Here is a 26,994-nt window from a genome sequence, read left to right on the forward strand (position 1 = left end):
TCGGGCGAAGTACACCGCACTTTGCTGCTTATAAATAGCGCGTGAAACTACGTTTTTGGTATTCCTAATAATTGTTAAATTTTCAACTTTTTTAAGAATTGCAAATCTTGCCACGCTTGGATGAGATTGCCTTGCATTAGAGCGGCTAAACCGTTTAAAACTCTAATTTCTGGTAGGTTGGGGTTGAGGGCGAGAGCGGGTTTTAAGGCTGTTTGAGCGGCTTGGGGATGCCATCCGTAGAGCTGGACGAAGGCGAGATAAGCATAAGCATAAGGGTTTTGAGAATCGAGTTTGGTAACTTTTTCTAAGGCTGCGATCGCAGTTTTGACATTTTGCTGCAATACCCGAGAAAATGCCAAAGCATAAGCGAATTCTAGATTGTTAGGTTCTTGCTTCAACCTATATTCTAGTGCTTGTTCCGCTTGCACTGTATAATCTTGAGTTGGATCGTACTGATTAATGCGTCCAATCTGCTCGAATATGGGTTCTAAACTGGTTAATCCTTTTGGTAAATTAACTGCCATCGCCCGCAATTGAGTCACCAAATCTAACTCCGGCTTATCCTCGTTACCGGGAAGAGTCTGGACTATTTTCAACTTTTGATCGTTTTTGTTCCCCGGAATGGTTTGGGAAGGCATATTTATCGGTTCTGCATCGATTTGAATTGTTACCGATGGCACCTTGAGCGGATAAGTTTCGCCGGTTTTTCGGTTCAGATAAGTAGCTTGCAGGTTGTAACTTCCCGGTGCAATATTAGCAGGAGTTAGCATCGCCGTGCGATCGACAACTCGAAACCCGACTGCAAATTTATCTGCTTGCAGAATTCCCGGATGTAAAGTCCCTTGGGCGATCGCGCGATCGTGTAAAATCCTTAAAGCTTGTCCCGACTCTAGGATATCACTAGCTAGCCGATGTTTCCACGTTACCAACACTAAACCAGACTGCAACTGCTGCCAAGGCCCAGACCAAATATAAGTAACCGGCAGTGCGACTCCGGGAATCGCTTTTCCCGTAACAGTAACTTGCTCTAATTGTACTTGCGCTCGCGCTTCATTCAACGGCTGTATTTCAACAGGCTGCCGTCGCTTGCGGTAAAGATTTAGATTAGTATTATCAGGCAAAAACCAAGCTTTTTCTAACTGAAAATCTTCCCCTTTTTCAATTGTATCTACCGCAGCATTTTGAGCTTTTTTAAATTTTTCCCGAATCGAACCTTGCGGGCCTGTTTTTGTGACAAACCAAGAAAGCGATCGCACATCTTGCGGCACTTCTTTTAAATTAGTTCCCACCTGCCGCCCGTACACCTGAAAATTCGCCAAAGCACCGTAATAATTCAAATTATGCTGATTAATTTCCGGCGTGGAAGGCAACACACCTAAAGTAGATTGCAAATAAGGTTCCGCAGCAAGAATTTCTGCAATTACCTCTCGGTGCGGCCACTCTTTGCCCAAGTAAGGATAACTAGAATTACCGGGGCTAACAAGTTGAACTAAGCTATGTCCAAAAGCACCGCCCACCGGCCACATATGCAGCAGCATCGTCAAAGTTGCTAAACCAATTGTTCCCCAGCGAATTTGTCGCCCCCAACGCGGAGGCCACAGTGTTAAACAGTAGGCTAAAAAAATAGATAATACTGGCAAATAAGGTATCACATATCTGTCGTCTTTGTTGATATTTAAAGAATTAATTAAATAAGCTCCTACCCAAAAAATAGCCAGCCACCGACAGGAGTTGAGGTGAAAGATTGATGAACTATTTTTCCTGCGGAGCCAATAAAGTATCAATCCAACTAAGGGAATCAGTAACAAAGGCCAAGAAAGCTGTTCGGGTAAGTGCTGAATGTAGTAAATCCAAGCGTCGATCGTATTGAGGGCTGGATCTCCTTCGGCGATCGCAGAATCCAGCGTTGCCCGTTTTCCCCCGGTCAAAATTAACAGCCAATTGGTTTTTGCCCAGGGCCCAAACACTGCCACCGACAGCAACAAAGCACCAGCTAATTGACCTAATCTTCCCCAAGCTTTTTGCCGCAAAGCACCCGCAGCTAACCAGACTATCGGGGTAAACAGAAATAAGACTGTAGTGTGTTTAACTAATATTGACAAGCCGAGAGAAATTCCAAAGGCGATCGCCCAAAAGAAAGATAATCGACTCAGGTAAAACTTTTTACCCTTTTCCTGATTTCTTCTATCCGCTACATCCGCTACCAAATCCGCTGCCGAACCTTCCTCTTTCCACATTGTCAGACAATAAAAAGCCAAAGTAATCGCAGCAGCTAGGGGATAGTCTAGCAAAAATTGCAAGCGGAACCGATAAAGTCCCGGTAACAAAACGCAAATTGCAGCGGCCCACAAACCGACTTGTCTGTTGAATAATTTGACGCCCAGACTGTAGACTGAGGCGAGGAGAATTGCACTAAATAGTAAATGAACGAGGGTTGCCCGATCGCCCCCAGCACCGAAAACATTAAAAAACGGTACCGTTAAGATGTACGTCAAGGGTGGAATTTTTGTCGAAAGCAGCCAGAAGTTTGTCCACCAATCCCCCGAAAACCACTGAGGATGCTGCAGCGCCTGCCAGTAATTCAGCGTGCTCGTGAGGTATTCGGCCTGATCCCACGCGGGTACAGAGCGATCGAAGGCAAACCAGAGGCGATCGCTAATTGCCCCCAACAGCCAAATTGTCCCCAAGACAAGCAGACTGTTGCCCCCGCTAGCCCGATGTTGCTGTGCCATTGCGATTTTTGGATTTTAGGTTGCAGCTTTTAGCTTACAGGCGGGCGGTTCCGGGCGAGCTAAAAATTAGTTGAGAAAAGTGCTTGCTAAATTGTGTATGTGTCTGCTAGGATAGTAAAGCGCGAAAAAACAAGCCGGGATAGCTCAGTTGGTAGAGCAGTGGACTGAAAATCCACGTGTCACGAGTTCAAGTCTCGTTCCTGGCATAGCTTTCTAAAACATACATTTACGGTATCTAGGATTTTAACTCAATCCTAGTTTTGTTGTTTGCACTCATTTTTCGCTGAGTTCGTCTTCAGTGTAGCCAAAAAAAGAGGGAGCATCTGGGGCTTTGTAAAAAGCATTTTTTTATTTTAAATAAATTCATCTAACTAAACCTATGAGGGCGATCGCTCAAAGGCCTGCTTTGTATCTATTTTTGCTTCTTCCTCCTGCATCCTGCCTTCTTCCAATTGACCAATGACTAATGACTGTTGACCAATGACTAATGACTGTTGACTGTTGACTGTTGACTGTTAACTGTTGACTGTTGACTGTTGACTGTTGACTGTTAACAGTTAACCAATAACCAATAACAAATAACAAATAACAAATAACCAATAACCAATAACCAATAACCAATAACCAATAACCAATAACCAATAACCAATAACCAATAACCAATAACCAATAACCAATTCCTGATAACCAATAACCAATAACCAATAACTAATTGCAAAGCCGATCGAAAACTTGGCTGTCATCCGGGATCTCACCAATATGCCGCTGATAGTGGCACTCTGGCAAGACAATAGTTAATTTATGGGATTTGAAATTTGGGGTGTTTGATTAAAAAATTGGGAATGACTGATTGTGTATGGTTTTGCAGCTTGCAAGCGAGTTGCATTATTTCTGGAAATTGGTAGAGCCAGTGGCGCGACTGAGAAAAAAATTAGGACGAACACGCCAAAAAGCTCTATCTTAATAGTTATAACTTGGCTCTAGGAGGACTCGATCGGTGTACCGCCGCTCTTACAACTTCAGCTATGTCGCAGCTATAAGTATTGTTTTATCTCCCGCACTCAGCCTGCTGGCAATCTCAGACGCTGCGGCCTTTGCGCCTATTATAAATGCAAGGCTGGTTCAAAAAAGCGATCGCGCCCAGGCAACTGAACCCAACACGCAAGCAGACACACTCTTTGAAACAGGAGTAAAACAGCACCGCGAAGGTTTGTTTATCGAAGCAATCCAGACTTTTGAACAAGTTTTGGCAATTCGCAAGCAACAAAACGACAAACCCGAAATCGGCAGAATCCTCAACCGCCTAGGAGAAGTTTATGGCGAAATGGGTTCAAAGTCGAAAGCTTTGGAAGTTCTGCGACAAGCTTTAGTCATTCACCGAGAAATAGGCGATGCGCGCCGCCTTGCTCAAACCCTCAATCTCATGGGTTTCATCAACCGGATTTCCGACAAATTTCCCGAAGCGCTGAAACAGCACGAAGAAGCGTTGGAACTTGCCAAAACTGTCAACGACGAAGTTGAAATCGGAGAAGCACTCCATAACATTGCGGCCGTGTACGCAGAACAGGCAGAATATGCTAAGGCGATCGAATTTTACCAGCAAGCGCGGGTCATTCGCACCCAACAGAGCGATCGACGAGATTTAGGCCGTACCCTCAACAATATGGGCGGCGTTTACTACAACATCGGCGATTTTGACAGAGCGATGGAATTTTACCACCAAGCTTTAGCAATTCGCCGGGAAATCGGAGACAGGGCTGGCGTGGGCCGCCTCCTCAACAACATGGCACTTACCTGTCGCAAACAGGGTAAAGATACTCAAGCGCTGATCTATTTTCAGCAAGCGATACCGATGTTGGAAGCAATCGGTGACAAGACAAGTATCGGAAGGTTACTCAACAATATGGGCGAGATTTATGAAAGTCTCGGTCAATCTGCTAAAGCTCTCGAATCCTACGAGCAAGCTTTGAAAATTGCCCGCGAAAAAAACGATAAATTTGGAGAAAGTGGGGCGATGGAGGGAATTAAGCGATTATCTTCCGGTCGGCTCGTCCCGCAATAATGACCAAAAAAGGTTTCAGGAACGCTAGAATTTTGATTAATATCTGGCTCGAAAGATAGAAACAATTTCTCAATGGTTTCGTCGGTTTGCTCGATCGCCCACAATCAATCTCAGCTATGGATATCCGCCCCGAAAAACCCGAAAATGCGGCAGCTAGACTAATACCATTATCATAAATTTACAGTGACCCGATACCAGCCTAACTCCCAACCTAGGATAGAAATTTCCCAAAGTCACGGCTTGCTAGCTCCTGATTTGATCCGAGTAGCTCGATCGGCCTACGGTATCTATCTGAAAGTGCATTCCGAGCAGATGCAGCGTCCAGCAGGTGTAGTTGTTAGTCTAGGTAGCAATCGAGGTCAGCTAATTTTTGCTTCGCAGCCAGTTTTGTTGCCCGGTGAACGTTTTGTTACTTTTGACGAAATTGAATCTCAAATGTATTAGTTAGTTGTTATTAGTTAGTTGTTATTAGTTGTTGGTTATTAGTTGTTGGTTGTTAGTTGTTAGTTGTTAGTTGTTGGTTATTAGTTATTAGTTATTAATCATCGGTCATTAGTCATGAGTCATGCCAACTCGGATTTGGCTATTACCTTTGTCTTCTGACTCTTCTCTTCGCGCTCTAGCGCTTACGCGCGGCTTCGCCTAACGCGTCTTCGCGGTTCAATCATCAAGGGGGTAAATAATACGGATTTGGAATCGTTGGGAAATTGGTCATGTAATTAGTAAGTAGTTATTGCTAGCTGCTACTAACAGCTAACAGCTAACAAATAACAGCTAACAAATAACAGCTAACAAATAACAAATAACAAATAACAAATAACAGCTAACAAATAACAAATAACAAATAACAAATAAATGGAAATTATCTTTAATGTCCTTGTCACCGCGATCGTCTTTGTTGTCGGCTCGGCGATCGGCAGCTTCTTGAATGTGGTAGTTTATCGGTTGCCTGCGGGTTTGTCGGTGATACACCCTCCCTCTCGCTGTCCCAAATGTTTAAATCAACTCAGAACTTACGAAAATATACCCGTGTTCGGTTGGGTGTGGCTGCGGGGACGCTGCAATCACTGTCGCAGTCCGATTTCTGCCCGCTATCCGCTGGTAGAAGTAGCTACGGGTTTGCTGTTTTTGCTCATTTTTTGGCGGTGTGGGATAGCAGTAAAAACTCTGGGGTTTTGGGCTTTTTTTAGCTGGCTATTGGCTTTGTCTTTGATTGACTGCGATACAATGACTTTGCCCAATTCTTTAACTCGATCGGGCTTGGTGCTCGGATTGGTTTTTCAAGTGGCGAAAGGTTGGTGGCCGACTTTTAGCCCGATCGACTCGGTACACTATCTGGTACTCGACGGTATTCTGGGAGCAGTTGTCGGGTTGTGGCTGTTTGATGCGATCGGACTTGCAGGTTCGATCGGCTTCGGGCAGACTGCTATGGGGATGGGAGACACCAAATTGGCAGCTTTGATGGGGGCTTGGCTGGGCTGGAAATACTTGCTGTTAGCGGGATTTATCGCGTGTTTCGCTGGAGCTTTTGTCGGCGGCGGGGCGATCGCCCTGAGATTGCTCGATCGGCGTCAACCCATGCCTTTCGGCCCGTTTCTGGCCCTCGGTGCAGCAATTACTGCCCTGTGGGGCGAAGCGATCTTATCTACTTACTTGCAATTATTTTTCCCGAATTTTACTTTCTGATATGTCGGTACTCCGGCGCGATCGAACATAACATTGTCTCAATAATTGGTAAAATTGTTCCGTGTCTTGGATTACACTTACAACTACTAGCTTTCGCTGGGAAGCGGAATTAATGCAGCAGATCCTAGCTGCTCATCAAATCCCAGCTCGCATCGTTGACTTGGGCGTAGCATCTTATTTAGGAGCTGGAAGTGCTACAGCTTTGCAAGTTCTTCCAGAAGACCAGCGGACTGCATCGCTCCTGATCAGTCCCGTTGAAGATGAGCCAGAATCTGGTGATTAGTCATTAGTCATTAGTCATTAGTCACTAAACAACTAGCAATTGACAACTAGCAACTGACAACTAATTACCAATTCCCAATTACCAATTCCCAATTCCCAATTACCAATTCCCAATTACCAATTACCAAGTTTTAATGTCTCTATTTGATTGGTTTGCAAATCGAAGAAAATCTGTACCGAACTCTCAAGAACGGCCGGAACGGGAAATTGCCGACGGGCTTTGGAATAAGTGCGAGGCTTGCGACGCGCTGAGTTATACCAAAGACCTGCGAGCAAATCAAATGGTTTGCTTGGAATGCGGGCATCATATCAGAGTTTACAGCGACGATCGCATTGAACAGTTGATCGACCCCAATACCTGGATGCCCCTTAACGAAGGTCTCCACGCCACCGATCCCCTAAAATTTCGCGATCGCAAAAAATATAGCGATCGGCTGCGAGAATTTCAAGAAAAAACAGGCCACCTAGACGCGGTACAAACAGGCATCGGTCAACTCGAAAATTTGCCCGTCGCCCTCGGAGTCATGGAATTTCAGTTCATCGGCGGCAGCATGGGCTCAGTGGTCGGAGAAAAACTGACCCGCCTCATCGAACACGCCACGCGGGAACGTTTACCTGCGATTGTGGTCTGCTCCTCTGGCGGCGCAAGAATGCAGGAAGGGATGCTCAGCCTGATGCAAATGGCCAAGATTTCCGGGGCTCTGGAGCGCCACCGGGAAGCGAGACTGCTTTACATCCCAATTTTGACCCACCCGACCACAGGCGGTGTCACCGCCAGTTTTGCCATGTTGGGAGACATTATAATTGCAGAGCCAAAAGCTACTGTAGCCTTTACGGGCGGTCGGGTAATCGAGCAAACTCTGCGGGAAAAGCTGCCGGAAAATTATCAAACTTCCGAATATTCCTTCGCCCACGGTTTTGTAGACTTGATCGTACCCCGGACTCAATTAAAAAAAACTCTCGGTCAACTGATCGCTCTCCACCAGCCCCAGCCGTTCTTGGCAAAATCGGAATTTCCAGCCCTCGATGTCGGCGAGGCCCACCACGCTTTACCCGCACCTACTCACGCTCTCAAGCTTTCTCCCTAAGCCGCAGCGCCAAAGGACTTTTGTCGTCAAGAGATCGAAATTTTAGACTCCCGTTCAAGCCCCAGATTGGATCTGTGGAGTAAATCTCAAATCTCAAATCGACTGATTGTCTGTTGGTGAGCCCGCCCAAGACCAAAATCTCAGAGGAATTGCCAAAAAACCCTGGTTTCTTGGCAAAACATCAAGTTTGGTGGCGAGAAATTCAGGCAAATACCGGGTTTTGAGCCTCACGCGCTCAAGTCCTATTGATAATAAACACCCGGCAATGGGATGATATTAGTTGGAAGTTGATGGGCTATGAAGTTTGAGTGAGCAAAAATGCTTAGTGGTAGTTAGTGGTTAGTGAGCTGGCGATCGAACAAAATCTCAGAACAAACTAACAGATTGGGAGCTAACACCACTTTGTTAAATTGTCCAGCTTTCTGTCAATAGCCGTCAACTCAATTTTGACCAGTCAGCGACCTAAAAATTATGGGTTTTGCAGACCTATCCATCGCAGAAATAGCAGAGGACTTCGACGTCCCTGTTGAAGACGTGCTCCGCTTGTGCGACGAGTTGGAAATTGCCTACAAGCATCCTCAAACCCGTTTGGCTTTGGAAGATGTTAAGGCAATTATGTCCGCTCTCGAAAAAAGGCGCGACTCAAAAGGGATTGCAGATTAGATAGCAAAATTCCTCTACCTCGACGTTGGGGTACGGCTGCACAAATTTTTGCCAATTGTCGCAGCAGGAAGGAATTTTCAAGATCGATCTGTTTGCCTACGCTCTCTTAGCGTTCAATAATTTGTCGGATTTTTTTTAAGGAGAACCATGCTTAAAAGATATTTCATTGCTCTGACCGCTGTATTCTTGACATTTCAGTTATTTGTCAGCAGCGCGATGGCTATCGAACTGAGTCCGGAACTTCGCACTGTGACTTTAAATGACAAGGGCGCTCCGGTGGTGCTGAGCCTCAAACAAGTTCAGCAAGGCAAACGCTTGTTTAACTCAGCCTGCGCTCAATGTCACGCTGGGGGAATGACAAAAACTGACCAGAACATAAATTTGAGTCCCAAAACTCTGGCTTTGGCCAACCCACCCCGCAACAATATTGAGTCGCTGGTGGACTTTATGAAAAATCCCACCACTTATGACGGCTTTGAGGAGATTTCCGAGCTGCATCCGAGCATGAAGAGTGCGGATATTTTTGCTGAGATGAGAAATCTCTCAGAAGAGGATTTGTACGCGATTGCCGGTCACATTCTGTTGCAGCCCAAAATCATTGGCGAGCAGTGGGCTGGCGGTAAAGGCGCTCGTTAATTGATGTTAAATTTTAGATTTTGGATTTTGGATTGAGAGAGGGCGGGGCTTTGGCAAGCATTGCTGGCCGGTCGTTTTTCGCTCTAAAATCTGAAATCTAAAATTTACTTGTTACTCATTGATATCGCAAAAGGTTGTAGTGCGTCATGCAGCGTCTTGGTGTTTTTGTCTGCTTTTTGTTGGGAATTTTAATTATTTTGCCGCTGGTGCTGCTGGCACCTCAACCAGCCTTGGCTGCTTCTGATGCTTACGTGACTCGTTATTTGAAAGTCACCGAACCTGTGCCATTGGAATTGGACGCACAGGGAAACACTCGGTTATTTTCGGCTGAGGATTTGTCCTCCGGTAAGCGGTTGTTTGAGCAAAGCTGCCTCAACTGTCATGTTGGGGGAACAACTTTGCCGGATCCGACTGTATCTTTGTCTTTGACTGCTCTGGAGGGGGCAACGCCTCCGCGCACCAGCATCAATAGTTTGGTGGCGTATCTGAGAGAACCCATGACTTATGACGGTAGTGAGGAAACTTTTTGGTGCCGCCAAGTGCCGGAAAGCTGGATGCAGCAGGATGAGATTGAAAATTTGGCTGCTTTTGTGCTCCGTGCTGCTCAGAAGGCTCCGGGCTGGGGCGTGGATAATCTGGAGAGTTGAACGGCTTTTGGTCAAAAAGTGTAAATTACTAGAAAAATCCCGATCGCGACTGCGTGTTTGTGCCTGAATAAACAGGTAAAATAACTAAATAACCACCTTCAAAAGTGTCCATTAGAGGAGAACTGTGTTGAAAAGACTCTTATCGATCGCCCTGTTAGCGATCGCAATTTTTACCGTCGGCTTCGGCCGCCCTGCCTTGGCCGGCGATGCTGCTAACGGAGCTAAACTCTTTAGCGCCAACTGTTCTGCTTGTCACATCGGTGGCGGCAACGTGGTTATGGCAATGAAAACCCTGAAAAAGGATGCTCTGGAAAAGTACGGCATGAATTCCATCGAAGCTATCACTACTCAGATAATTAAGGGCAAAAATGCTATGCCTGCTTTTGCCGGCCGCTTGAAGCCCGAACAAATCGACGATCTCGTAACCTACGTGCTCGAACAATCTGAAAAGAACTGGAAAGGCTAAACTGCCTCTTTGAATTCGGACAAGCTGGACTTGATTTAATTTAAAACCTGTCCTCCCGATCGCACCCTCTCTCTCTCTTGTGCGAATAAATATCGGTTTGCAGCAATCTTAACCTGTTTGGGAAAGCGCGCCACAAATCGGATTTTTATTTGCCCAAGCGCGAGGGAGGGAAATTCGATTTTAGATTGAAGATTTTAGATTTTAGATGGAAGATTTTAGATTTTGTATAAATTATCAAGCACCTTACATTAAGAATTATTATTGCTGGCGTATAAATAAAAATTCGGTGCTAGGATATAAAGCTTTATTAGCTAAGCATTGAAATCACAAATAAAGTCAATGGCGAAAGTGGACTCTACATATATCATGAACGTAAAAACATCAGCAAAAGTTAAAACTCTCGGAGACGCAGCCTCTGGTGCGATCGAGAAATATTTTCGTAAAACAATAGCGCACGAGGCTGAAGTTATCAAAGACAAAGATGCAGAAGAACTTCACCAAATGCGGGTAGGATTGCGGCGTTTGCGATCGGCTGTAACGGGTTTTGCTCCGGTTTTAGACTGGCCAAAAGAAGCTTCTGAACGCAAAATTGGTAAAGTGGGGCGGATTCTGGGAACGCTCAGGGATTTGGATGTGATGCTCGAAAGTCTCCAAAAACGCTATTACCCGAATTTGCCGACTGAAGAACAGGAAGTTTTAGATGAGGCTTTGTCGAGTTTGCTAAAACAGCGGCGCCGGGCTTTGAAAAAGGTGAGGGCTGTTTTGGAACGCAAAAGTTACCAATCGCTGAAAAAGTCGATCGAGGATTGGTTGGAAAAACCGCAGTTTCGGGCGATCGAACATTTGCCAATTGCTGAAGTTTTGCCAGATTTACTCTTACCTCAAGTCAGCGAATTTTTTCTGCATCCGGCTTGGCTGCTGGGCACAAAATATGAGGATGGCCAAGTTAAAGTTTGTGATGATTTGAATGAGTCGGCTGTCGAAGAGAAGTTAACAGCGGAGGGAACTATTCTGCACGATTTGCGGAAGCAAGCCAAGCGGGTTCGCTATTTGATGAATCTGTTTGGGGATTTTTACAGCGAGACTTACGAAGTTTATGTCGAAGATGTGAAAGCTGTTCAAGAATGTTTGGGCGACATTCAAGACAGTGAAGTTTTAAGCGAGTTTTTGACAGATTTTGTCGATCGCGATTTGCAAAAAGAGTTGCCGCAACTGGCGGATTTATTGGCGAAAAAGCGCTACGAAGCTTGGCAAAAGTGGCAGGTTGTGCAGAATAAGTATTTGAGTTCGGAAGTTCGGCAAGGTTGGCGATCGACCTTAATTAATCCTGTGGTTGAAGATGCAGCTTCGGGAGATTCGCAGCCGGAAAGTTAGGTTTTTGGCGAGGAGAGAATGCGATCGACTGACGGGAGGGAGTAAAAGATAGATATTTTTAGGGACACGTCATTGCAGTGTCCTTCATTATGTAACTCAATAAAGGGCGATCGCACTTGGGGATAGGTTCAATAAAAAACCTTAACAATTACTCTTTCCAGTAACGAGTTAAAATCCGAATTACTTCACCAGTGTGAAGTAAAAAAGGGCGATCGCATTTTTTACCATAGCAAATCACGATTGCAACCACTTCATAAACTTATTCGTTGCAGTACCAATAGACTCTCCCACTTGTTTCTTCAAACGCCACCGCCCAAAGGCTTGTTCGTAATCTTCGCCTTCAGTTTGATAAACATTCCAAGCATTCAGCGACAATCCTAAGCCCCAGGTTAGTAAAATGAAAAGCGACCAAGAAAGCTCGTGGGATCCAGCTAGATTAAACAAAACTAGAAAACTATTGATAATGCCGTATTTTGTCACATTTTTCTGCAATTTGCGACGACGGTAAGTGTTAAAAACCAGTTTTTCTTGAACTTCTCCTCTAGTTGCTAACCATTGCTGTTCCGCCGCCACGATATCCTGTTCGGAAATGCCCAATTCCGCTGCAATCTCGAACAACTGCACTCTGGATAATTCCCCTTCATCTTGTCGGCGGGCGATCGCAAGCTGTAAAATACCTTGAGCATCCTCCGAACCGTAAATTTGATTTATTTGATTGTCATTGGTCGCCATATAACAAGTTTCCTATAATTCCTGACATCCTTTCTATGATAGAGATAACCGGAGTTAAACGGCAGGTGGGGACATTGGCGGATTTCAACACCCGGACATTCGAGTTGACGCATTGGGCTAAGGGAATTGGGCCAAGGGCATTGCTAATTGGTAGTAAATAACCAACAACCAACAACCAACAACCAACCAACAACCAACAACCAATAACCAATAACCAATAACCAATAACCAATAACCAATAACTAATGACTATTGACTAACCCAAAGTATACATCCACCCGTCTCTCGCGCAAATCCTGACAATTCCGTCCCAAACAACAGGCGTAGCCTCAAAGGATAAACCAGGTTTAAATCTCCCCGATTCTATTACTTTCAAACGGTAAAACTCGCCTTTAGCATTTCTCAAAGCATTCTTATCGCCCGACTTCGCTCGTTCCCAATTCAAATTAAACAAATAAACACCGTTGTATCCCGCACTTATCAGTTTATTGCCATCTGTAAAAATCGGAGTCGAAATTGAAGAACCTATTTCTTTTTTAAAGACTATTATCGGAGTATCATAAGACTGATTTCGCCAAGGCACAGCAATTTTTTTACCTGTAATCATATCTTGGGAACCGATGTACAAATTGCCGTCGATCGCATTTGTGGCAAACAGCGCCGGAAACTCCCCGGAATTGTACTCGTCGTTCAACGCCACCGAACCAATTATCCCGCCTTCCCAACTAGAAAGTCGGCGGTTTCCAGTAGGCAAAAACCATTCGACACTGGCATTCGGTTCCTTGTTCGGATTCAGTTTCAGGACTCCGCCGTTGCCCTGAATGTATTGTTTTTCAATCGCACAAAATAGTTTTCCAGATTTAGAAATTACAGCACTTCCATCCAAATCTGAACCTGTATAAAAATCCCAAACTATCTTTTTAGTGGCAATGCTAATACCGTAAATATGACCGGAACCAGCAGCTATAAATATTCTATCTTTGAGCCTTGATGGCGATGACTCCGCTACCAAGTTGCCGCCGTGCTTGCCGATATCTGCTGCTGCATAAAGCTGTACTTCTGACAAGATCTTTGGCTGTTTAATTCCTTGTTTTAGCTTGGCATTGCTTGTGGAACTATCGAGAAAATAGCCGATCGCATTTTCGCCCGCATTGAACAACACGCCACCGCCGATGTCCAAAGCACTGCTATCGTTATCTTGGCTGTAGCTGGGCGTTTTCCTGATGTCCAGCTTCCAAATTTCCTTGCCAGTTCTAAAAGATATTGCCCTAAAACTCGGCACCACACTTTTGCCACCACCGCCGCTGCGGCTGCCTTGCAAAATCACAATTCTGTTTTCAGCGCTGGCTTTTTCATCGATATAAATCGTTGATGAACCTTTGATTATATCATCAAACTTATAGCGCCACACTTCTTTATTGGTAGCCATATCTATTTTTCGCAAATTGTGGTCGAAAGAACCTATAATTAAATAAGTTTTACCCCGGTCTCTGGTAATTGTTGGCTGTCCAGTCCAACCCGCGCCGCTCCAAATTTGCGATCGCCTTCCCAGAAAAGTTCGTCCGGTTCCTAGCTGAAATTTGTCGATTAATTTCAAGCTTTTCGGAATACCTCTGCCGTAGAAACGGCGCTTGTCGTTACCTAAAAATGTCGGGACTAATAATTCTATTTCTGGGTCTGCTTTTGCCAGAGCATTGTTAAGATTAGTTTCTAATAAAGCTTGTTCCGAGGATGCAGTTTGGTACAGTTTGAGAACAGCAGGAGGAACAGCAGCACTCAGCAAAAATTGTCCTAGCTGTTGATTGAAGGTTCTGCGAGATGATAAACTCATGTTAGATAGAGATAATCAGCAATAATATTAAAACATAATTATCAGCAACAACTCAATTAAAACAGATCGCGCTAAACTGCTAAATAACTGACAAGCTTACTCAGTACGAGTTAAAGTATATTTGATTATGGTGAACCGTCTTGCTCAATCCCAAAGCCTTTACCTGCGGAAACACAGCGAAAATCCGATCGACTGGTGGCCCTGGTGCGACGAAGCCTTAGAAACGGCCCGGAGCGAAAATAAACCGATTTTCCTGTCAATTGGCTACTCTAGCTGCCATTGGTGCACGGTGATGGAAGGGGAAGCATTTTCCGATCGCGCGATCGCCCAATACATGAATTCGCAGTTTATACCGATCAAAGTCGATCGCGAAGAACGCCCGGACATCGACAGCATATATATGCAAACCTTGCAAATGATGACCGGTCAAGGTGGTTGGCCGCTCAACGTTTTTCTCACTCCCGACGAGCGAATTCCCTTCTACGGAGGCACTTATTTCCCCGTAGAAGCCCGCTACGGGAGACCAGCATTTTTAGAAGTTTTGCAAGCAATCCGCCGTTTTTACGACACAGAAAAAGGCAAAGTAGAAGCTTTCAAAGCAGAGATTTTAGAGAACCTTCAACAGTCGGCAGCACTGTCAGCAGGAACCGCAGAACTAAATCGCGAAATATTCCAAAAAGGCTGGGAACTCAACACCGGAATTATTGCCGGCAGCAACCCAGGGCCCAGTTTTCCCATGATGCCTTATGCTGAGCTAGCACTGCGGGGAACGCGCTTTAATTTTGATTCAAAATACGACAGCAAACAAGTCTGCACTCAGCGCGGATTAGACTTAGCATTGGGCGGCATTTACGACCACGTAGCCGGCGGATTTCACCGCTACACAGTTGATGCTACTTGGACTGTGCCGCACTTTGAAAAAATGCTCTACGACAACGGTCAAATTGTTGAGTATTTAGCAAATTTGTGGAGCGCGGGAATCCAAGAACCGGCTTTTGAAAGTGCGATCGCGCGGACAGTAGAATGGTTGAAGCGAGAAATGACCGCAACCGCAGGCTATTTTTACGCCGCACAGGATGCCGACAGTTTTAACACTTCAGAGGAAGTTGAACCGGAAGAAGGAGCGTTTTATGTTTGGACTTACAGCGAACTAGAACAACTGTTAACTGATGAGGAATTGGTAGAAATTCAAGCACAGTTTACTGTGACTCGCGGCGGCAATTTTGAAGGCAAAAATGTCTTGCAGCGCCACCAGCCGGGAAAACTCAGCGCCACGGTAGAAACGGCTTTAGCTAAACTTTTTGCTGTTCGCTACGGCGGCAATCCCGATACTGTGAAAACCTTTCTCCCAGCCCGCAACAATCAAGAAGCTAAGAATGAAAGTTGGCCTGGTAGAATTCCGGCAGTTACTGACACGAAAATGATTGCTGCTTGGAATAGTTTAATGATTTCGGGTTTGGCGCGGGCGGCGGCTGTTTTTGGGAATTTGGACTATCTGGAATTGGCGGTGAATGCTGCTAATTTTATTTTAGACAATCAGTGGCAAAATGGGCGGTTTCAGCGGCTGAATTATGACGGACAATCGGCGGTGGCTGCACAGTCGGAAGATTATGCTTTGTTTGTGAAAGCTTTGTTGGATTTGCATCAAGCGAGTTTGAATTTAGGCAATGGGGAAGCAACACAGCAATTGCCTAATTCTCAGTTTTGGTTGGAGAAAGCTGTGCAGGTGCAAGAAGAGTTTGATGAGTTTTTGTGGAGCGTGGAATTGGGAGGGTATTACAATGCTGCTAAGGATGTGAGCGGAGATTTGTTGGTGCGGGAACGCAGCTATATAGACAATGCAACTCCGGCGGCGAATGGAATTGCGATCGCCTCTTTGGTTCGCTTGGCCTTGCTGGGCCCGAATTTAGAATATCTCGATCGCGCCGAACAAGCTTTGCAAGCTTTTAGCAGTATTGTCCGAGATGCTCCCCAAGCTTGTCCGAGTCTGCTTTCGGCGATCGACTGGTATCAGCATTCTACCCTGATTCGCACTTCGCCCGACCTGATTTCTGGGTTAATTTCGCAGTATTATCCGACTGCTGTTTGTCAGATTGAGGCGGATTTGCCTGAAGGTGCGATCGGGTTAGTTTGCGAGTGTTTGACTTGCAAAGAACCGGCAAAAACTCAAGAGATGCTGTTAGCAGAAATTCAGCAAAGTCAAAGGCGAGGATAAAAGGAAAAAAACTGAAGTCCTGACTGCGAACCTGTTTTACTCGTTGACTCGTCACTAGGCTTTACTCGTTACTAGGCTCTGCCTAGTAACACAGATCCGGAGGCTCTGCCTCCAATTTCCGAAGCGAGGCAGAGCAAGAGTGATATAGGTTCCTTTCGCTGTAGCCTGGGAACCAGTTAAAGCCCTCAATTCATCAATCCCTGAATCTAAAATCTAAAATTTCAACTCCTTACCTTTTTGAGAAAGGCTATATTCCGTGAAAGAGGTATCTAAAAATGAACTTCACCATCAAACTGCTTGATGTCGTTGCATTACTAGAAGATTTACCAGAACAGGGCTTATATCGGGGTCAAGTGGGAACAGTAATTGATGAATATGATGCAGAATTTGTTGAAGTTGAGTTTAGCGATTTGCAAGGTTGTACCTACGCGCTAGAAGCGGGAGCATCTCACTTTTCCAAAAAGCATTTTTTTACATTACAGTGCGAGTACCTCAAGAACTCGCGAGTACAATACGCGAGCTCTTGAGGTACTCGCACTACAAATGCAAAACTGAGATGCTCCCCTAGAAGCCCTTAGCAAGTCGCAGTTAATGATTTTGCATCACAGTCCGCTTGCTGAAACCAAATAGCTGAAAACTCAACCATTATTACAAAAACAAGTTTTAAATCCCTAATACTTCCATTTTTTACAAACAATACAGCGGTGGGCAATATCCGAACTTATACAGAATAAGTTATGGCCAACTCTACAATCTAAAATCTACAATCTAAAATTGTATAATCCCCGTGCAGCTAACAGTTACCCCTCAGCAGCTAAAAACATAAGCTTTTTTTATATTGACTGAACCGAATTTATTAACTATAATTACCAGGTCAAAAATAACAAAAATCTTACGCCTAACACTTTTCTCAAATAACAGGTAAACTATTCTAACGTTTGCCCGTACCGAACGCTGCAGGCAAAACCTATATCTGTTAAGCATTCGTCCTAATTCTTAGGAGCAGGATTTTAAAATATGCATCTCAGCGAACTGACTCACCCAAACCAATTACACGGCCTGTCGATTCATCAACTCGAACAAATTGCCCGACAAATTCGAGAAAAGCATTTAGAAACAGTAGCTGCGAGCGGCGGACACCTAGGCCCAGGATTGGGTGTAGTCGAACTCACCTTAGCACTCTACCAGACACTCGACCTCGATCGCGACAAAGTTACCTGGGATGTCGGCCACCAAGCTTATCCGCACAAATTGATCACCGGCCGCTACAACCAATTCCACACCCTGCGCCAAAAAGACGGCGTTGCAGGCTATCTCAAGCGCTGCGAGAGCAAATTTGACCACTTTGGGGCCGGTCACGCCTCCACGAGCATTTCCGCAGCCCTGGGAATGGCAATGGCGCGGGACCTCAAAGGCGAAAACTTTAAAACTGTAGCAGTCATCGGCGACGGCGCGCTGACGGGCGGTATGGCACTCGAAGCGATCAACCACGCGGGCCATATGCCGAAAACCAATTTGTTAGTTGTGCTCAACGACAATGAGATGTCAATTTCGCCCAACGTCGGCGCAATTACCCGTTATTTAAACAAAATGCGCTTGTCGCCACCGGTGCAGTTTCTCAAAGATAACTTAGAGGAACAATTCAAACAAATTCCCTTTGTCGGCGAAACTTTTACTCCAGAAATGGAACGCATCAAAGAAGGGATGAAACGCTTGGCTGTCTCGAAAGTTGGAGCTGTAATTGAAGAATTGGGCTTTACTTACATGGGCCCGGTAGATGGACACAATTTGCAAGAGTTAATTACCACTTTCAAACAAGCTCATACTATCCAAGGCCCTGTGTTAGTTCACGTTGTGACGGTGAAGGGCAAAGGATATGCGATCGCCGAAAAAGACCAAGTAGGATATCACGCCCAAAATCCTTTTAACTTAGCCACCGGCAAAGGCATTCCCTCCACCAAGCCCAAACCTCCCGCCTACGCGAAAGTCTTTGCCCACGCCCTCGTCAAGCTAGCAGAAGATAATCCGAAAATTGTTGGCATTACTGCTGCAATGGCAACCGGCACGGGGTTAGACAAACTTCAGGAAAAACTGCCGAAACAGTACATCGATGTTGGCATTGCCGAACAGCACGCGGTGACTTTATCGGCTGGTTTAGCCTGCGAAGGAATGCGCCCGGTTGTAGCAATTTACTCGACCTTTTTGCAGCGGGCCTACGACCAAATAATTCACGATGTCTGCATCCAAAACTTGCCTGTTTTCTTCTGTTTGGATCGCGCGGGAATTGTCGGCGCAGACGGCCCCACTCACCAAGGAATGTACGATATTTCTTACTTGCGGTGCTTGCCAAACATGACAATTATGGCTCCAAAAGACGAGGCCGAATTGCAGCGGATGGTAGTCACGGGAATCAACCACACCAGCGGCCCGATCGCGATGCGCTACCCGCGCGGCAACGGTTACGGCGTACCTCTGATGGAAGAGGGTTGGGAAGAATTGGCGATCGGCAAAGCCGAAATTCTCCGCAACGGCGACGACTTGCTAATATTAGGTTACGGTTCGATGGTTTATCCGGCGATGCAAACTGCCGAGATTTTGAGCGAACACGGCATCGAAGCAACAGTCATCAACGCGCGTTTTGTCAAGCCTTTGGACACTGAATTAATCTTGCCTTTAGCACAGCAAATCGGGAAAGTTGTCACAATGGAAGAAGGTTGTTTGATGGGCGGTTTCGGTTCAGCAGTAGCCGAAGCTTTGCTAGATAATAATGTTCTTGTTCCTGTGATGCGCTTGGGTGTACCGGATACATTGGTAGACCACGCAACACCGGATCAGTCGATGGCAACCTTGGGCTTAAATCCGTCGCAAATGTGCGATCGTATCTTAGCACAATTCAGCCGCAAACAATCACCCGTTAGCGTCTAATTAGCTAGAATTGTAGGGTGGGCACTGCTCACCTTACTTCACCTTTACTGCACAAAAGGAGAATCAACAATGACTTATCTCAACCCAACTAGCAGAACTCCCCGGAGAAGATTGCACCCAAAACGCACAGGTTCTGCAGAAGAAATAGCCCAATGGTATGCTGAGAGAGAAGCATTTTATCAGCGCTGCAAACCTATTTTCGATCGCCTCAAACCAGAATTGATTAAAACCCACTACAACTGGTACATGGCCGTTGAACCCGACAGCGGTGAATATTTTATCGACAAGGATGATATGCTAGTTGCAAACATAGCCCATGAAAAATACCCTAAAGTTAAATTGCACGTCTTTCGGATCAATGAAACTGGAGTTTGTGGCACGATATGATGGAAGGAATATTTGGCGATCAGGACGAGCTATTTTTTGAAATTGAATTGATTGCTGATAACGGCTTAGAATTACCTATTGACGCTCTGCTTGATACAGGTTTTTCCGGCTGGTTAGCTATGAACGATTAAGATTTAGAGGGACTTGATTGGATATATGTGAAACAAGAAAAAATGCGAACAGCTAAAGGAGAATTTAATTTCGATCTTTATGCAGGAAAAATTACAATTGATGAGCAAGAGTTTGACATTCCCGTTCATGTAGGCGCGGGAGTACCCGAAATTTTAATCGGCCGCCAACTGTTGAAAAATCGGCGCTTGGTAGTTGATATTTCGGCGGGTATTTTGACATTGGAAACGATTTAAAAGCAAAATGAACTTAAAAAATTTTGATATAGTAATAGTAGGAGCAGGCCCAGCAGGCGGTCACTGCGCGAGAATATTGGCAAAATCCGGCCGCAAAGTCTTGCTTGCCGAACAAAACGACAATTTTAATAAAAACGACTTTTCCAGCGCCGCCACGCCTTTAGAAACCCTTTCTCAATTCGATTTACCCGAATCAGTTGTCGGCAGTTGTTGGCACAAACTGACTATTGAAACTAGCAAAGTCAGTCAAACTTGGGAGTCTCCCGAAAACTTGGGAGTTGTTCTCAATTTTGCTAAATTTAGAGCTTTTTTAGCCGAGGAAGTTGAGCGATTTGGCGGTGAAGTTTGGCTTGGTTGTCGCTACACCGGACATTCGCAAGCTAACGGTGAAACAATCGTAGAATTTAAACAGCTATCTGACGGTCAACTTATCAAAGCTAGCACTAAAGTTTTGGTTGATGCTACGGGTTTTGCTAGGGCGATTATGTACGAAAAAGAAAACGATAAGCCAGAGTTTTTATCGGGAACCGGCATCGAATATTTAATTGAAGTAGAACCGGAAATTTATCATAAATATGCCAATGATTTAATCTTTTTTTTGGGCGATAAATGGATGCCGAAGGGTTATTCTTGGATATTTCCAATGGAACAAAACAGGCTGAAAGTTGGTGCGGGCCGCATTTTTTTAGATCCGAAAACTGTGAAAAATTTGGAACCTTTGAAAAAATATATCGATTTGCTGATTGATGAATATCTGAAGTCTAAAAATTATACAATTATTGACAAACACGGTTCTACTCTGAAGTACAGTCAGGGTTTGCAGGATATTTATTACAAGGAGAATATAATTGCGATCGGCGATACTGTCTCCACTGTAAATTTTTTGGGCGGCGAGGGTATCAGACACGGGATGGATGGTGCCGAAATTGCGGGGAAATACATTGAAAAATATTTGGACGGGAAAATCTCAGATTTTGGAGATTATGAAACCCAAATGCACCGCAAGTTCGATCAAAAATGGCATATTTCGGAAAGGTTGGCGGTGAGAAAGTATATCGATGATGTTAATGATGAGCTTACAGACAAGGTAATTTCTTACTTAAAGTACATGAAAACTGATGATGTGATGGATATTTTATTTTATTATAAGTTTGAGAAGATTTATAGAGGATTTGGCGGTTATTTAGGGCGGAAGTTTCAGGGTTTGGTGCAGCGGCTGAGAAAAAGTTTTTAGTAATGATCTAAATCGTCATCAAGTTGGTTTGTAGTGAGGACTTGATTCCTTCCGAATGCGGACTAAATTCATCACTACGAACCTAATTTTAAGGGATTTTCCTTGGTGATTTGAATGCGGGGTAGCGACATTAAAGAATCGTCTAAGCTGCTAAACTTTGACCTATAGGATACACCAAAAGTATACCCGCTCGCCCCGATTAAATGTTCTACAATTTTATCGACATCTCCGTAAGGATAAGCAAAACATTTAACAGATTTCCCTAATCCCCGTTCCAAAATAGCGCGACATTTTGCCCCCTCACGCACAATTTCTGTGGGCGACAAGGTAGTTAATGGTTGATAGGTAGCAGACATCGAACCGAATTCAATTCCTGCATCCTGCATTTGCAGAATTTCTGGCCATCCCATTAAGTTTACTTCTTCACCTTCGGCTTTTTCCCAACTATTTGTCTTTCCAATCGACTCGGCTACTAAAAAAACAGTTGCTGTAAAATCATAGCGTTTTAGCAAAGGCCAAGCATATTGGAAAAAGTCGAGATAGCCTCCGTCAAATGTTATCAATACGGCTTTACCGGGTAAAGGAGTTTTAGTCTGTTTTGCGCTTCGCCAATTTTCCCAACTCGCACTGTAATAACCTTTTTCTTGTAAATCCTGTAGTTGCTGTTCAAACAAGTCGGGAGTAACGGTATTTAAACCATCGGGAGAAATGCGGCCGTAGGCGAGAATGGGCAGATTTTCTGTGACGCTGTTATTGTTAAAAACTTGAGGTTTTTCTGGGTTGGCAACTTCTCGATAAGGCGATTTTTTACCGATGATTTCTGGTGCATAAAATACTTGTTTGTGTAGCTCGTTTTCTAAGGGAATTTGCATTGTTGTTTCCCCGGCGATTGCTGCGGCTGATGCGATTTCTCGCAGCGCTGCGGCTGGGAGTGCGGCGCGGCGGCTGATACTGGTGCCGATCGCACCCGATCGCCTGCCGAACATCACTGCATTTGGCGGGTAAATGCCACCATAACCCTCTGCATTCAACCACTCTGGCTGATTCGACCTTTGGCGGGCAGCAGAGGCTAAGCGCGATCGCAGCGATTGCTTACCGTCGATCGGTTTTCCCAGCAAAGCTTCTCGCACGGTGGCGACGCACAACTCAAAACCGCTATTTCGAGTAATTGTCGATCGCAATTTTTGAGCAGAAACGAAATTATTTTCCACCGCAACCGTTACAATACCGACAGCAACGCCGCCTACTTTCACCAGGACATCTATTTCAGAAAGCTCAACTTTTATATTAGGCAATTCCTCGCTAACTTCTACAGCAATTAAATCTTTTTCGAGGGTAATTGTTGGGACTTCCTCTGGTATTTCTGGCTTGTAGAAATCCTCCAAATGCCAATGCGATCGCACCCATAATTCTTGTAAAAATAGCCTCCAGTCATTTTTCTTGTGGAATGGTTGCAGCAAAGTTTCCCACAATCTATTACCTTTTTCGCAGCGATTGCGTTGAAAGTAGCGATCGAGAATTTGCCAAGCAAACTGGGCTGCAACCGCATCCGCCAACACCGCACCCGCCACAATCCCGTCGCAGACTGGCAATTCCACAACACCGAGTTTAATGCCTTCTAATTGAATTGTACAGTGCAGGCGATCGCATATTTGCAAAGTGTAAATATCCGAAATTGGTTCGCTCACTTCTACCGTAACTTTCCAGGCAATTTCACCCTTGACTCGCTTAATCTTATCTAAAATATCTTTAATTTCATTAGTCGTAAAAATTTTATGATATTTGTGAACATTACTCCTTTTAACCTCTCTCTCAATTCCTTGGTGCCAAGGTAAATTTAAACTGAGACTAGCAGCTTTTTCTTGATAAAACTCCAGCATTTTTGCGTCATATTCAACCCCCATAAAATGACAAAGCTCTTCTAATTTCTTGACTTTATTATCGACAATTTCCTCATACTTGACTAATATGTGATTAGAATTTTTAGCATATTTGTGACTAATTAACGTCGCCTCCTTCCAGCGATGGATACAGTGGTTTAAATCCCAACCAGGCCCCCACAAATCATGAGAATTCCTAGTAGCCTCATGCAGAGAAGCTATTGTATCCATACCGTTTCGCAAAATATGTATAAATTTAGCATCCGGCAAAAATCGCTCTATGTCATCAATAAAATATATATGTTCCGGCGTTTTTTCCAACCAAATGCTTTTGTTTTGTTCCGCAGCCAAACCATCCAAAACTCCGACAAACCAACTAACTTTAGTTCCCAAACTTTGACTATCATCAAAACCTTGCAAAAGTTCAGGGCGATTAATCTCATCTTTAAAAAAAGCTTCCATCCTACCTGGAAACTTTCCCGCAAACTTCTTGTAAAGTAAATATTGAAAAAACTTAGATTCAGGAAAAGAAATAACTTCAGGATGAGCAGCCAATAAACTTTGAAGCATTGTTGTGCCGCTTCTCGGAGAGCCTATTAAAAATATCCGTTTCATTTTTATAGCTAATAAATGGTTTGTGAATTAGATTTTTTTTTACGAACCGCAGAGAGCGCAGAGGGCACTGAGGAAGAGAAGAAAGAGGTATGATTGATGTTCATCTCTGGGCTATCTGCGGTTAAAAACTTTTTTCCTAACTCCAACTAAAATCCTCATGCAACAAATCCGAAAGTTCCTGATTGTAAGGTTTGAAGTAATTAGTCAATTTTTCTGCGATTTCCGGTGGCATTTGGCTGTATTCATCGAGATGATTGATTTTATCTTCTTTACCTGCATTCTCACTAATATCCAGAAAATTCAATACTTCGGAAAAGACTTTGCCTGTATGTGTGTAAAAATCTTCGCTCTTGAGAATTAGCAATTGTTCTCTCGGAAAATAGTCGAGCCAATTTTTGATTTGTTCTACATAAATTCCCCGCGACAAATAGGAATAGTGCTGGTGATTGAAACTGTAATATTTTTCATCGGCTTTGATTTTTTCAATCTCACCTTTGAGTCGATCGCCCTCAGAGGCGATCGCCTTTTCAAAATCCAACTTTTCGCAGCCGTTTGCCACTTCTAAATGATAGTGCATCCACGCTCGTTTTACCGGGTTTCGCAGCATTACAATCAGCTTAACATCCGGGAAACACTTGTAAACTCGCTCCGCTACCAAGGGATGATAAATATAGTAAGCAGTCATCTCCCAAAGGAGCACTTTCTCACTCGCTACACTCCGCGTCAACTGCTTGCTGTACCACTCAATACCACGCTCGAAATTTAATTCAAAAAAGTGAATGTCCCGCGAACCTTCTTTGATAATTTGCAAGTGATTTGCGAGATAGCTGTATAGAGATTCCGTGCCGCAGTTTTGAGCACCAATCATTAAAAAATCAGGTTTTTGCTTGTTTTCCAACTGAGTCAAAATCTTGGCGTAGCCGGGATTATTCTTATCCAAATCGTAAGTTGCAGCGGCTGGTTCGGCTAAATCCAGAAGCGGCATTTTGCCCTCAAATTCCCAGCGGTACGGCGGACAAAGAATCGTTTTTTGGTTGACAGTCGATCGCACGTACAGCGGATAAACCTGCCAATGATAATCGTAGGCGTAAGCCAAAGTTTCCTCGTAAACCCCAGCATTCACGTAATACTGACCGTTTCCTAAATCCAGCCTGTCTATTTGCAGCCGGATTTTGCCTTTCCCCTTTACAAGCGGCAGCAGTCTGCCCATTTGATTAGTATTAGTCTCAAAACAACTTTGACCATCATCCCGGCTGATTGTCACGGCAAAAATAGCAGCAGAAATTTCCTGAGACACCGAATAATGGATTTCAATGCTAATAGCATCACCGCTATCTATTTCTACATTCGGAAATACTTTAACATCGGTAATTTCTACTTCCAAAGAACCGAAGCGATTCTGATTACCTCGCAGTGGCGAGCCGCTACTTGTAGCTTCAGCACCGCGCAGGGGAGTGTGATTTTCTGTGGACGATCGCATTTCTGACAAATACTGACCGACTACTACTTCCGGTTCCCCATAGGCCACGATTTCACCTGCTTTCAGCCACAAAGCCCGATCGCACATTTTCTGAATTTGCGACGCAGTGTGAGAAATCAAAACAATCGCACATCCTTGATTTTTAAACTCAGTTATCTTATTCAAACATTTGGTTTGAAAAGCCACATCACCAACCGACAAATGTTCATCAACTAACAGCACTTCTGGATCGGTATGCACCGCCACGGAAAAAGCCAGCCGCATTTTCATCCCCGTACTGTAAGTCCGCATCGGGCTGTCAATAAACTTTTTTAACTCTGCAAATTCCACAATATCGTCAAACCTGCGCGCCACTTCCCGGCGAGTCAAACCGGCCACCACCGCACCCACAAACACGTTTTCTCTGCCCGTTAGATCCGTGTGAAAACTCGCACCCAAATCCAACAAGCCGCCAATTCTGCCGTTAACTTTAATAGATCCTTCCTCAGCCCGGCAAATACCGCCGACAAGTTGCAGCAGCGTTGATTTTCCCGCGCCATTCTTGCCAAGAATTCCCAGCATTTCCCCAGGAGAAACAGTAAAATTTATATTCCGCAGCGCCCAAAAACTCGCCTCCGGCTTCAGCTTCCACCAACCGGATAAAGCGGCTTCCATAATCGTATAAGGTTTCGCGGTAGAGTAGCGGTTAAAACGCTTACCCAAACCTTTGACAATAATTGCTTCACGCATTTACACTTCCTCCACAAAATGAGCGCTTTGCCGTCTAAAAATTCCCAGTCCGATGGGTAAAAGAGCCGCCACAGCCAAGCTCAAAATTAACAGAGCCGACCAATCCGGCTGCATACCTTTAAGAAGTATGGCGCGGTAAGCTTCAATCAGCGGCACCATTGGATTTAAGTAATAAAAAATCTTAAATTTTTCCGGGACGCTGTTGATGTCGTAGAAAATCGGAGTCAGGTAAAACAGCATCTGCAAAACTACTCCCAAAGTGTGTTGAGTGTCGCGAAAAGTGACATTTAAAGCTGCAAGGGGATAAGCAAAACTAACTGTCAACACAAACTGAATAATCATCAGCAGCGGCAACAAAAGTAACACTGGATTTAGATGAACGCCATCAATTAGCAGAAAGATAATTAACACCGGCAAAGCTAACACAAAGTGAATGAGCCCCGTCGTCGTCGTGACTACCGGCAAAATTGCCGGGGGGAAATTTGGCTGCCTGATTAGTGGCTTATGATTGGTAATTAATGCCGTTGATTTAAATAATACCGTTTGAGACCAATTCCAGATTAACAAGCCGCTGAAAACAAAGGAAGAATATTTGGGAATATTAAGCGCTACGACAGAGCGAAACAAAAAGGAAAATACAGCCAACTGTAACAGCGGACTGATTAAAGTCCAAGCAATCCCCAAGGTCGATCGCTTGTAAAGTAATTTCATCTCGCGATCGACCAACACCCGCAACAAATCGAACCAATGAGCCATTTTGCGCCGATAAAGCACCGTTCCCGCATTTCTCACCGCACACCTCCGGCAACTATCTGAGGTTCTGGCCGGGATGCCTCCCAGGGCTGAATCTTAACCAAATTCAGGGTCGGCACCAGGGTCAGCTTGTCAGCAATTGGTTCTAAAAAATAAGCTTCAATCAATTTTAGTGCCATGATTACCATTGTTAATTTCTCTTTCTTTTAACT

Annotated in this window: 25 protein-coding genes and 1 tRNA gene; 18 read left to right on the plus strand and 8 right to left on the minus strand. The window is 44.6% G+C overall.

Translation table 11 applies throughout. The annotated features are described in order from the left end of the window. Positions 1 to 74: 74 nt before the first annotated feature. Positions 75 to 2,732, minus strand: a complete 2,658-nt coding sequence (locus IQ263_RS00290; protein ID WP_194065622.1) for a phospholipid carrier-dependent glycosyltransferase — start codon at positions 2,730 to 2,732, stop codon at positions 75 to 77. 133 nt (positions 2,733 to 2,865) lie between these two features. Between IQ263_RS00290 and IQ263_RS00295 the strand changes: the two genes are divergently transcribed. Next, positions 2,866 to 2,938: transfer RNA gene (locus IQ263_RS00295), tRNA-Phe, on the plus strand. A gap of 187 nt (positions 2,939 to 3,125) precedes the next feature. Here the strand turns inward: IQ263_RS00295 and IQ263_RS00300 are convergent. Continuing rightward, complete coding sequence (locus tag IQ263_RS00300) at positions 3,126 to 3,437, minus strand: hypothetical protein (RefSeq protein WP_194065623.1); 312 nt, start codon at positions 3,435 to 3,437, stop codon at positions 3,126 to 3,128. Between the two features lie 292 nt (positions 3,438 to 3,729). Between IQ263_RS00300 and IQ263_RS00305 the strand changes: the two genes are divergently transcribed. The 10 genes from IQ263_RS00305 (at position 3,730) to IQ263_RS00350 (ending at position 11,636) form a co-directional block, all read left to right on the plus strand. After that, positions 3,730 to 4,794, plus strand: coding sequence for a tetratricopeptide repeat protein (locus IQ263_RS00305; RefSeq protein WP_194065624.1), 1,065 nt, complete (start codon positions 3,730 to 3,732; stop codon positions 4,792 to 4,794). Positions 4,795 to 4,977: 183 nt separating this feature from the next. Continuing rightward, a complete protein-coding gene (locus IQ263_RS00310; RefSeq protein ID WP_194065625.1) occupies positions 4,978 to 5,238 on the plus strand; it encodes a hypothetical protein in 261 nt (86 codons plus the stop codon). 411 nt (positions 5,239 to 5,649) lie between these two features. After that, the gene (locus IQ263_RS00315) at positions 5,650 to 6,480 is read left to right on the plus strand and encodes a prepilin peptidase (RefSeq protein ID WP_194065626.1); all 831 of its coding nucleotides are present in this window, start codon (positions 5,650 to 5,652) and stop codon (positions 6,478 to 6,480) included. A 61-nt stretch (positions 6,481 to 6,541) separates the two neighbouring features. After that, the gene (locus IQ263_RS00320; RefSeq protein WP_194065627.1) at positions 6,542 to 6,763 is read left to right on the plus strand and encodes a hypothetical protein; all 222 of its coding nucleotides are present in this window, start codon (positions 6,542 to 6,544) and stop codon (positions 6,761 to 6,763) included. 133 nt (positions 6,764 to 6,896) lie between these two features. Then, the gene (gene accD / locus IQ263_RS00325) at positions 6,897 to 7,850 is read left to right on the plus strand and encodes an acetyl-CoA carboxylase, carboxyltransferase subunit beta (protein ID WP_194065628.1); all 954 of its coding nucleotides are present in this window, start codon (positions 6,897 to 6,899) and stop codon (positions 7,848 to 7,850) included. Between the two features lie 471 nt (positions 7,851 to 8,321). Next, on the plus strand, positions 8,322 to 8,513 hold the full coding sequence (locus IQ263_RS00330) for a translation initiation factor IF-2 (RefSeq protein ID WP_194065629.1): 192 nt from the start codon (positions 8,322 to 8,324) through the stop codon (positions 8,511 to 8,513). A 147-nt stretch (positions 8,514 to 8,660) separates the two neighbouring features. Further along, on the plus strand, positions 8,661 to 9,149 hold the full coding sequence (psbV, locus tag IQ263_RS00335) for a photosystem II cytochrome c-550 (protein WP_194065630.1): 489 nt from the start codon (positions 8,661 to 8,663) through the stop codon (positions 9,147 to 9,149). Positions 9,150 to 9,295: 146 nt separating this feature from the next. Then, positions 9,296 to 9,796 carry a photosystem II cytochrome PsbV2 gene (gene psbV2, locus IQ263_RS00340; RefSeq protein WP_194065631.1) on the plus strand — a complete coding sequence of 167 codons (501 nt, stop codon included), beginning with the start codon at positions 9,296 to 9,298 and terminating at the stop codon, positions 9,794 to 9,796. Between the two features lie 127 nt (positions 9,797 to 9,923). After that, the gene (gene petJ, locus IQ263_RS00345) at positions 9,924 to 10,262 is read left to right on the plus strand and encodes a cytochrome c6 PetJ (RefSeq protein ID WP_194065632.1); all 339 of its coding nucleotides are present in this window, start codon (positions 9,924 to 9,926) and stop codon (positions 10,260 to 10,262) included. A 366-nt stretch (positions 10,263 to 10,628) separates the two neighbouring features. After that, entirely contained in the window at positions 10,629 to 11,636 is a 1,008-nt protein-coding gene (locus IQ263_RS00350; protein ID WP_194065633.1) for a CHAD domain-containing protein, read from the plus strand. A gap of 234 nt (positions 11,637 to 11,870) precedes the next feature. On the opposite strand, the gene IQ263_RS00355 is transcribed toward IQ263_RS00350, so the two are convergent. Continuing rightward, a complete protein-coding gene (locus IQ263_RS00355) occupies positions 11,871 to 12,368 on the minus strand; it encodes a 2TM domain-containing protein (protein WP_194065634.1) in 498 nt (165 codons plus the stop codon). Between the two features lie 256 nt (positions 12,369 to 12,624). After that, positions 12,625 to 14,199, minus strand: coding sequence for an outer membrane protein assembly factor BamB family protein (locus IQ263_RS00360; protein WP_194065635.1), 1,575 nt, complete (start codon positions 14,197 to 14,199; stop codon positions 12,625 to 12,627). A gap of 127 nt (positions 14,200 to 14,326) precedes the next feature. On the opposite strand from IQ263_RS00360, the gene IQ263_RS00365 reads away from it, so the two are divergent. The 7 genes from IQ263_RS00365 (at position 14,327) to IQ263_RS00390 (ending at position 21,325) form a co-directional block, all read left to right on the plus strand. Beyond that, positions 14,327 to 16,414 (plus strand): thioredoxin domain-containing protein, encoded by a 2,088-nt coding sequence (locus IQ263_RS00365; RefSeq protein WP_194065636.1) that lies wholly within the window; start codon positions 14,327 to 14,329, stop codon positions 16,412 to 16,414. Between the two features lie 275 nt (positions 16,415 to 16,689). Beyond that, positions 16,690 to 16,941: a DUF4926 domain-containing protein gene (locus IQ263_RS00370; protein WP_228049685.1), complete on the plus strand. Its 252-nt coding sequence runs from the start codon at positions 16,690 to 16,692 to the stop codon at positions 16,939 to 16,941. 490 nt (positions 16,942 to 17,431) lie between these two features. Continuing rightward, positions 17,432 to 19,339: a 1-deoxy-D-xylulose-5-phosphate synthase gene (gene dxs, locus IQ263_RS00375; protein ID WP_194065637.1), complete on the plus strand. Its 1,908-nt coding sequence runs from the start codon at positions 17,432 to 17,434 to the stop codon at positions 19,337 to 19,339. 69 nt (positions 19,340 to 19,408) lie between these two features. Beyond that, the gene (locus tag IQ263_RS00380) at positions 19,409 to 19,726 is read left to right on the plus strand and encodes a hypothetical protein (RefSeq protein ID WP_194065638.1); all 318 of its coding nucleotides are present in this window, start codon (positions 19,409 to 19,411) and stop codon (positions 19,724 to 19,726) included. Beyond that, positions 19,723 to 19,857, plus strand: a complete 135-nt coding sequence (locus IQ263_RS29675; protein WP_333192066.1) for a hypothetical protein — start codon at positions 19,723 to 19,725, stop codon at positions 19,855 to 19,857. Before IQ263_RS00380 ends, IQ263_RS29675 begins: the two co-directional genes overlap by 4 nt. A 42-nt stretch (positions 19,858 to 19,899) precedes the next feature. Beyond that, positions 19,900 to 20,091 (plus strand): hypothetical protein, encoded by a 192-nt coding sequence (locus IQ263_RS29680; RefSeq protein WP_333192070.1) that lies wholly within the window; start codon positions 19,900 to 19,902, stop codon positions 20,089 to 20,091. A 7-nt stretch (positions 20,092 to 20,098) separates the two neighbouring features. Further along, on the plus strand, positions 20,099 to 21,325 hold the full coding sequence (locus IQ263_RS00390) for an NAD(P)/FAD-dependent oxidoreductase (RefSeq protein WP_194065639.1): 1,227 nt from the start codon (positions 20,099 to 20,101) through the stop codon (positions 21,323 to 21,325). Between the two features lie 74 nt (positions 21,326 to 21,399). On the opposite strand, the gene IQ263_RS00395 is transcribed toward IQ263_RS00390, so the two are convergent. The 4 genes from IQ263_RS00395 to IQ263_RS00410 form a co-directional block, all read right to left on the minus strand. Beyond that, complete coding sequence (locus IQ263_RS00395) at positions 21,400 to 23,820, minus strand: sulfotransferase (protein ID WP_194065640.1); 2,421 nt, start codon at positions 23,818 to 23,820, stop codon at positions 21,400 to 21,402. A gap of 136 nt (positions 23,821 to 23,956) precedes the next feature. Continuing rightward, positions 23,957 to 26,029 carry an ATP-binding cassette domain-containing protein gene (locus IQ263_RS00400; protein ID WP_194065641.1) on the minus strand — a complete coding sequence of 691 codons (2,073 nt, stop codon included), beginning with the start codon at positions 26,027 to 26,029 and terminating at the stop codon, positions 23,957 to 23,959. Next, complete coding sequence (locus IQ263_RS00405; RefSeq protein ID WP_194065642.1) at positions 26,030 to 26,821, minus strand: ABC transporter permease; 792 nt, start codon at positions 26,819 to 26,821, stop codon at positions 26,030 to 26,032. It abuts the gene before it with no gap. Then, positions 26,818 to 26,970, minus strand: a complete 153-nt coding sequence (locus tag IQ263_RS00410; protein WP_194065643.1) for a hypothetical protein — start codon at positions 26,968 to 26,970, stop codon at positions 26,818 to 26,820. The genes IQ263_RS00405 and IQ263_RS00410 overlap by 4 nt, the downstream gene beginning before the upstream one ends. Between the last annotated feature and the right edge of the window lie 24 nt (positions 26,971 to 26,994).

This window comes from Tychonema sp. LEGE 06208, from assembly GCF_015207505.1.
GTDB lineage: Bacteria > Cyanobacteriota > Cyanobacteriia > Cyanobacteriales > Microcoleaceae > Microcoleus.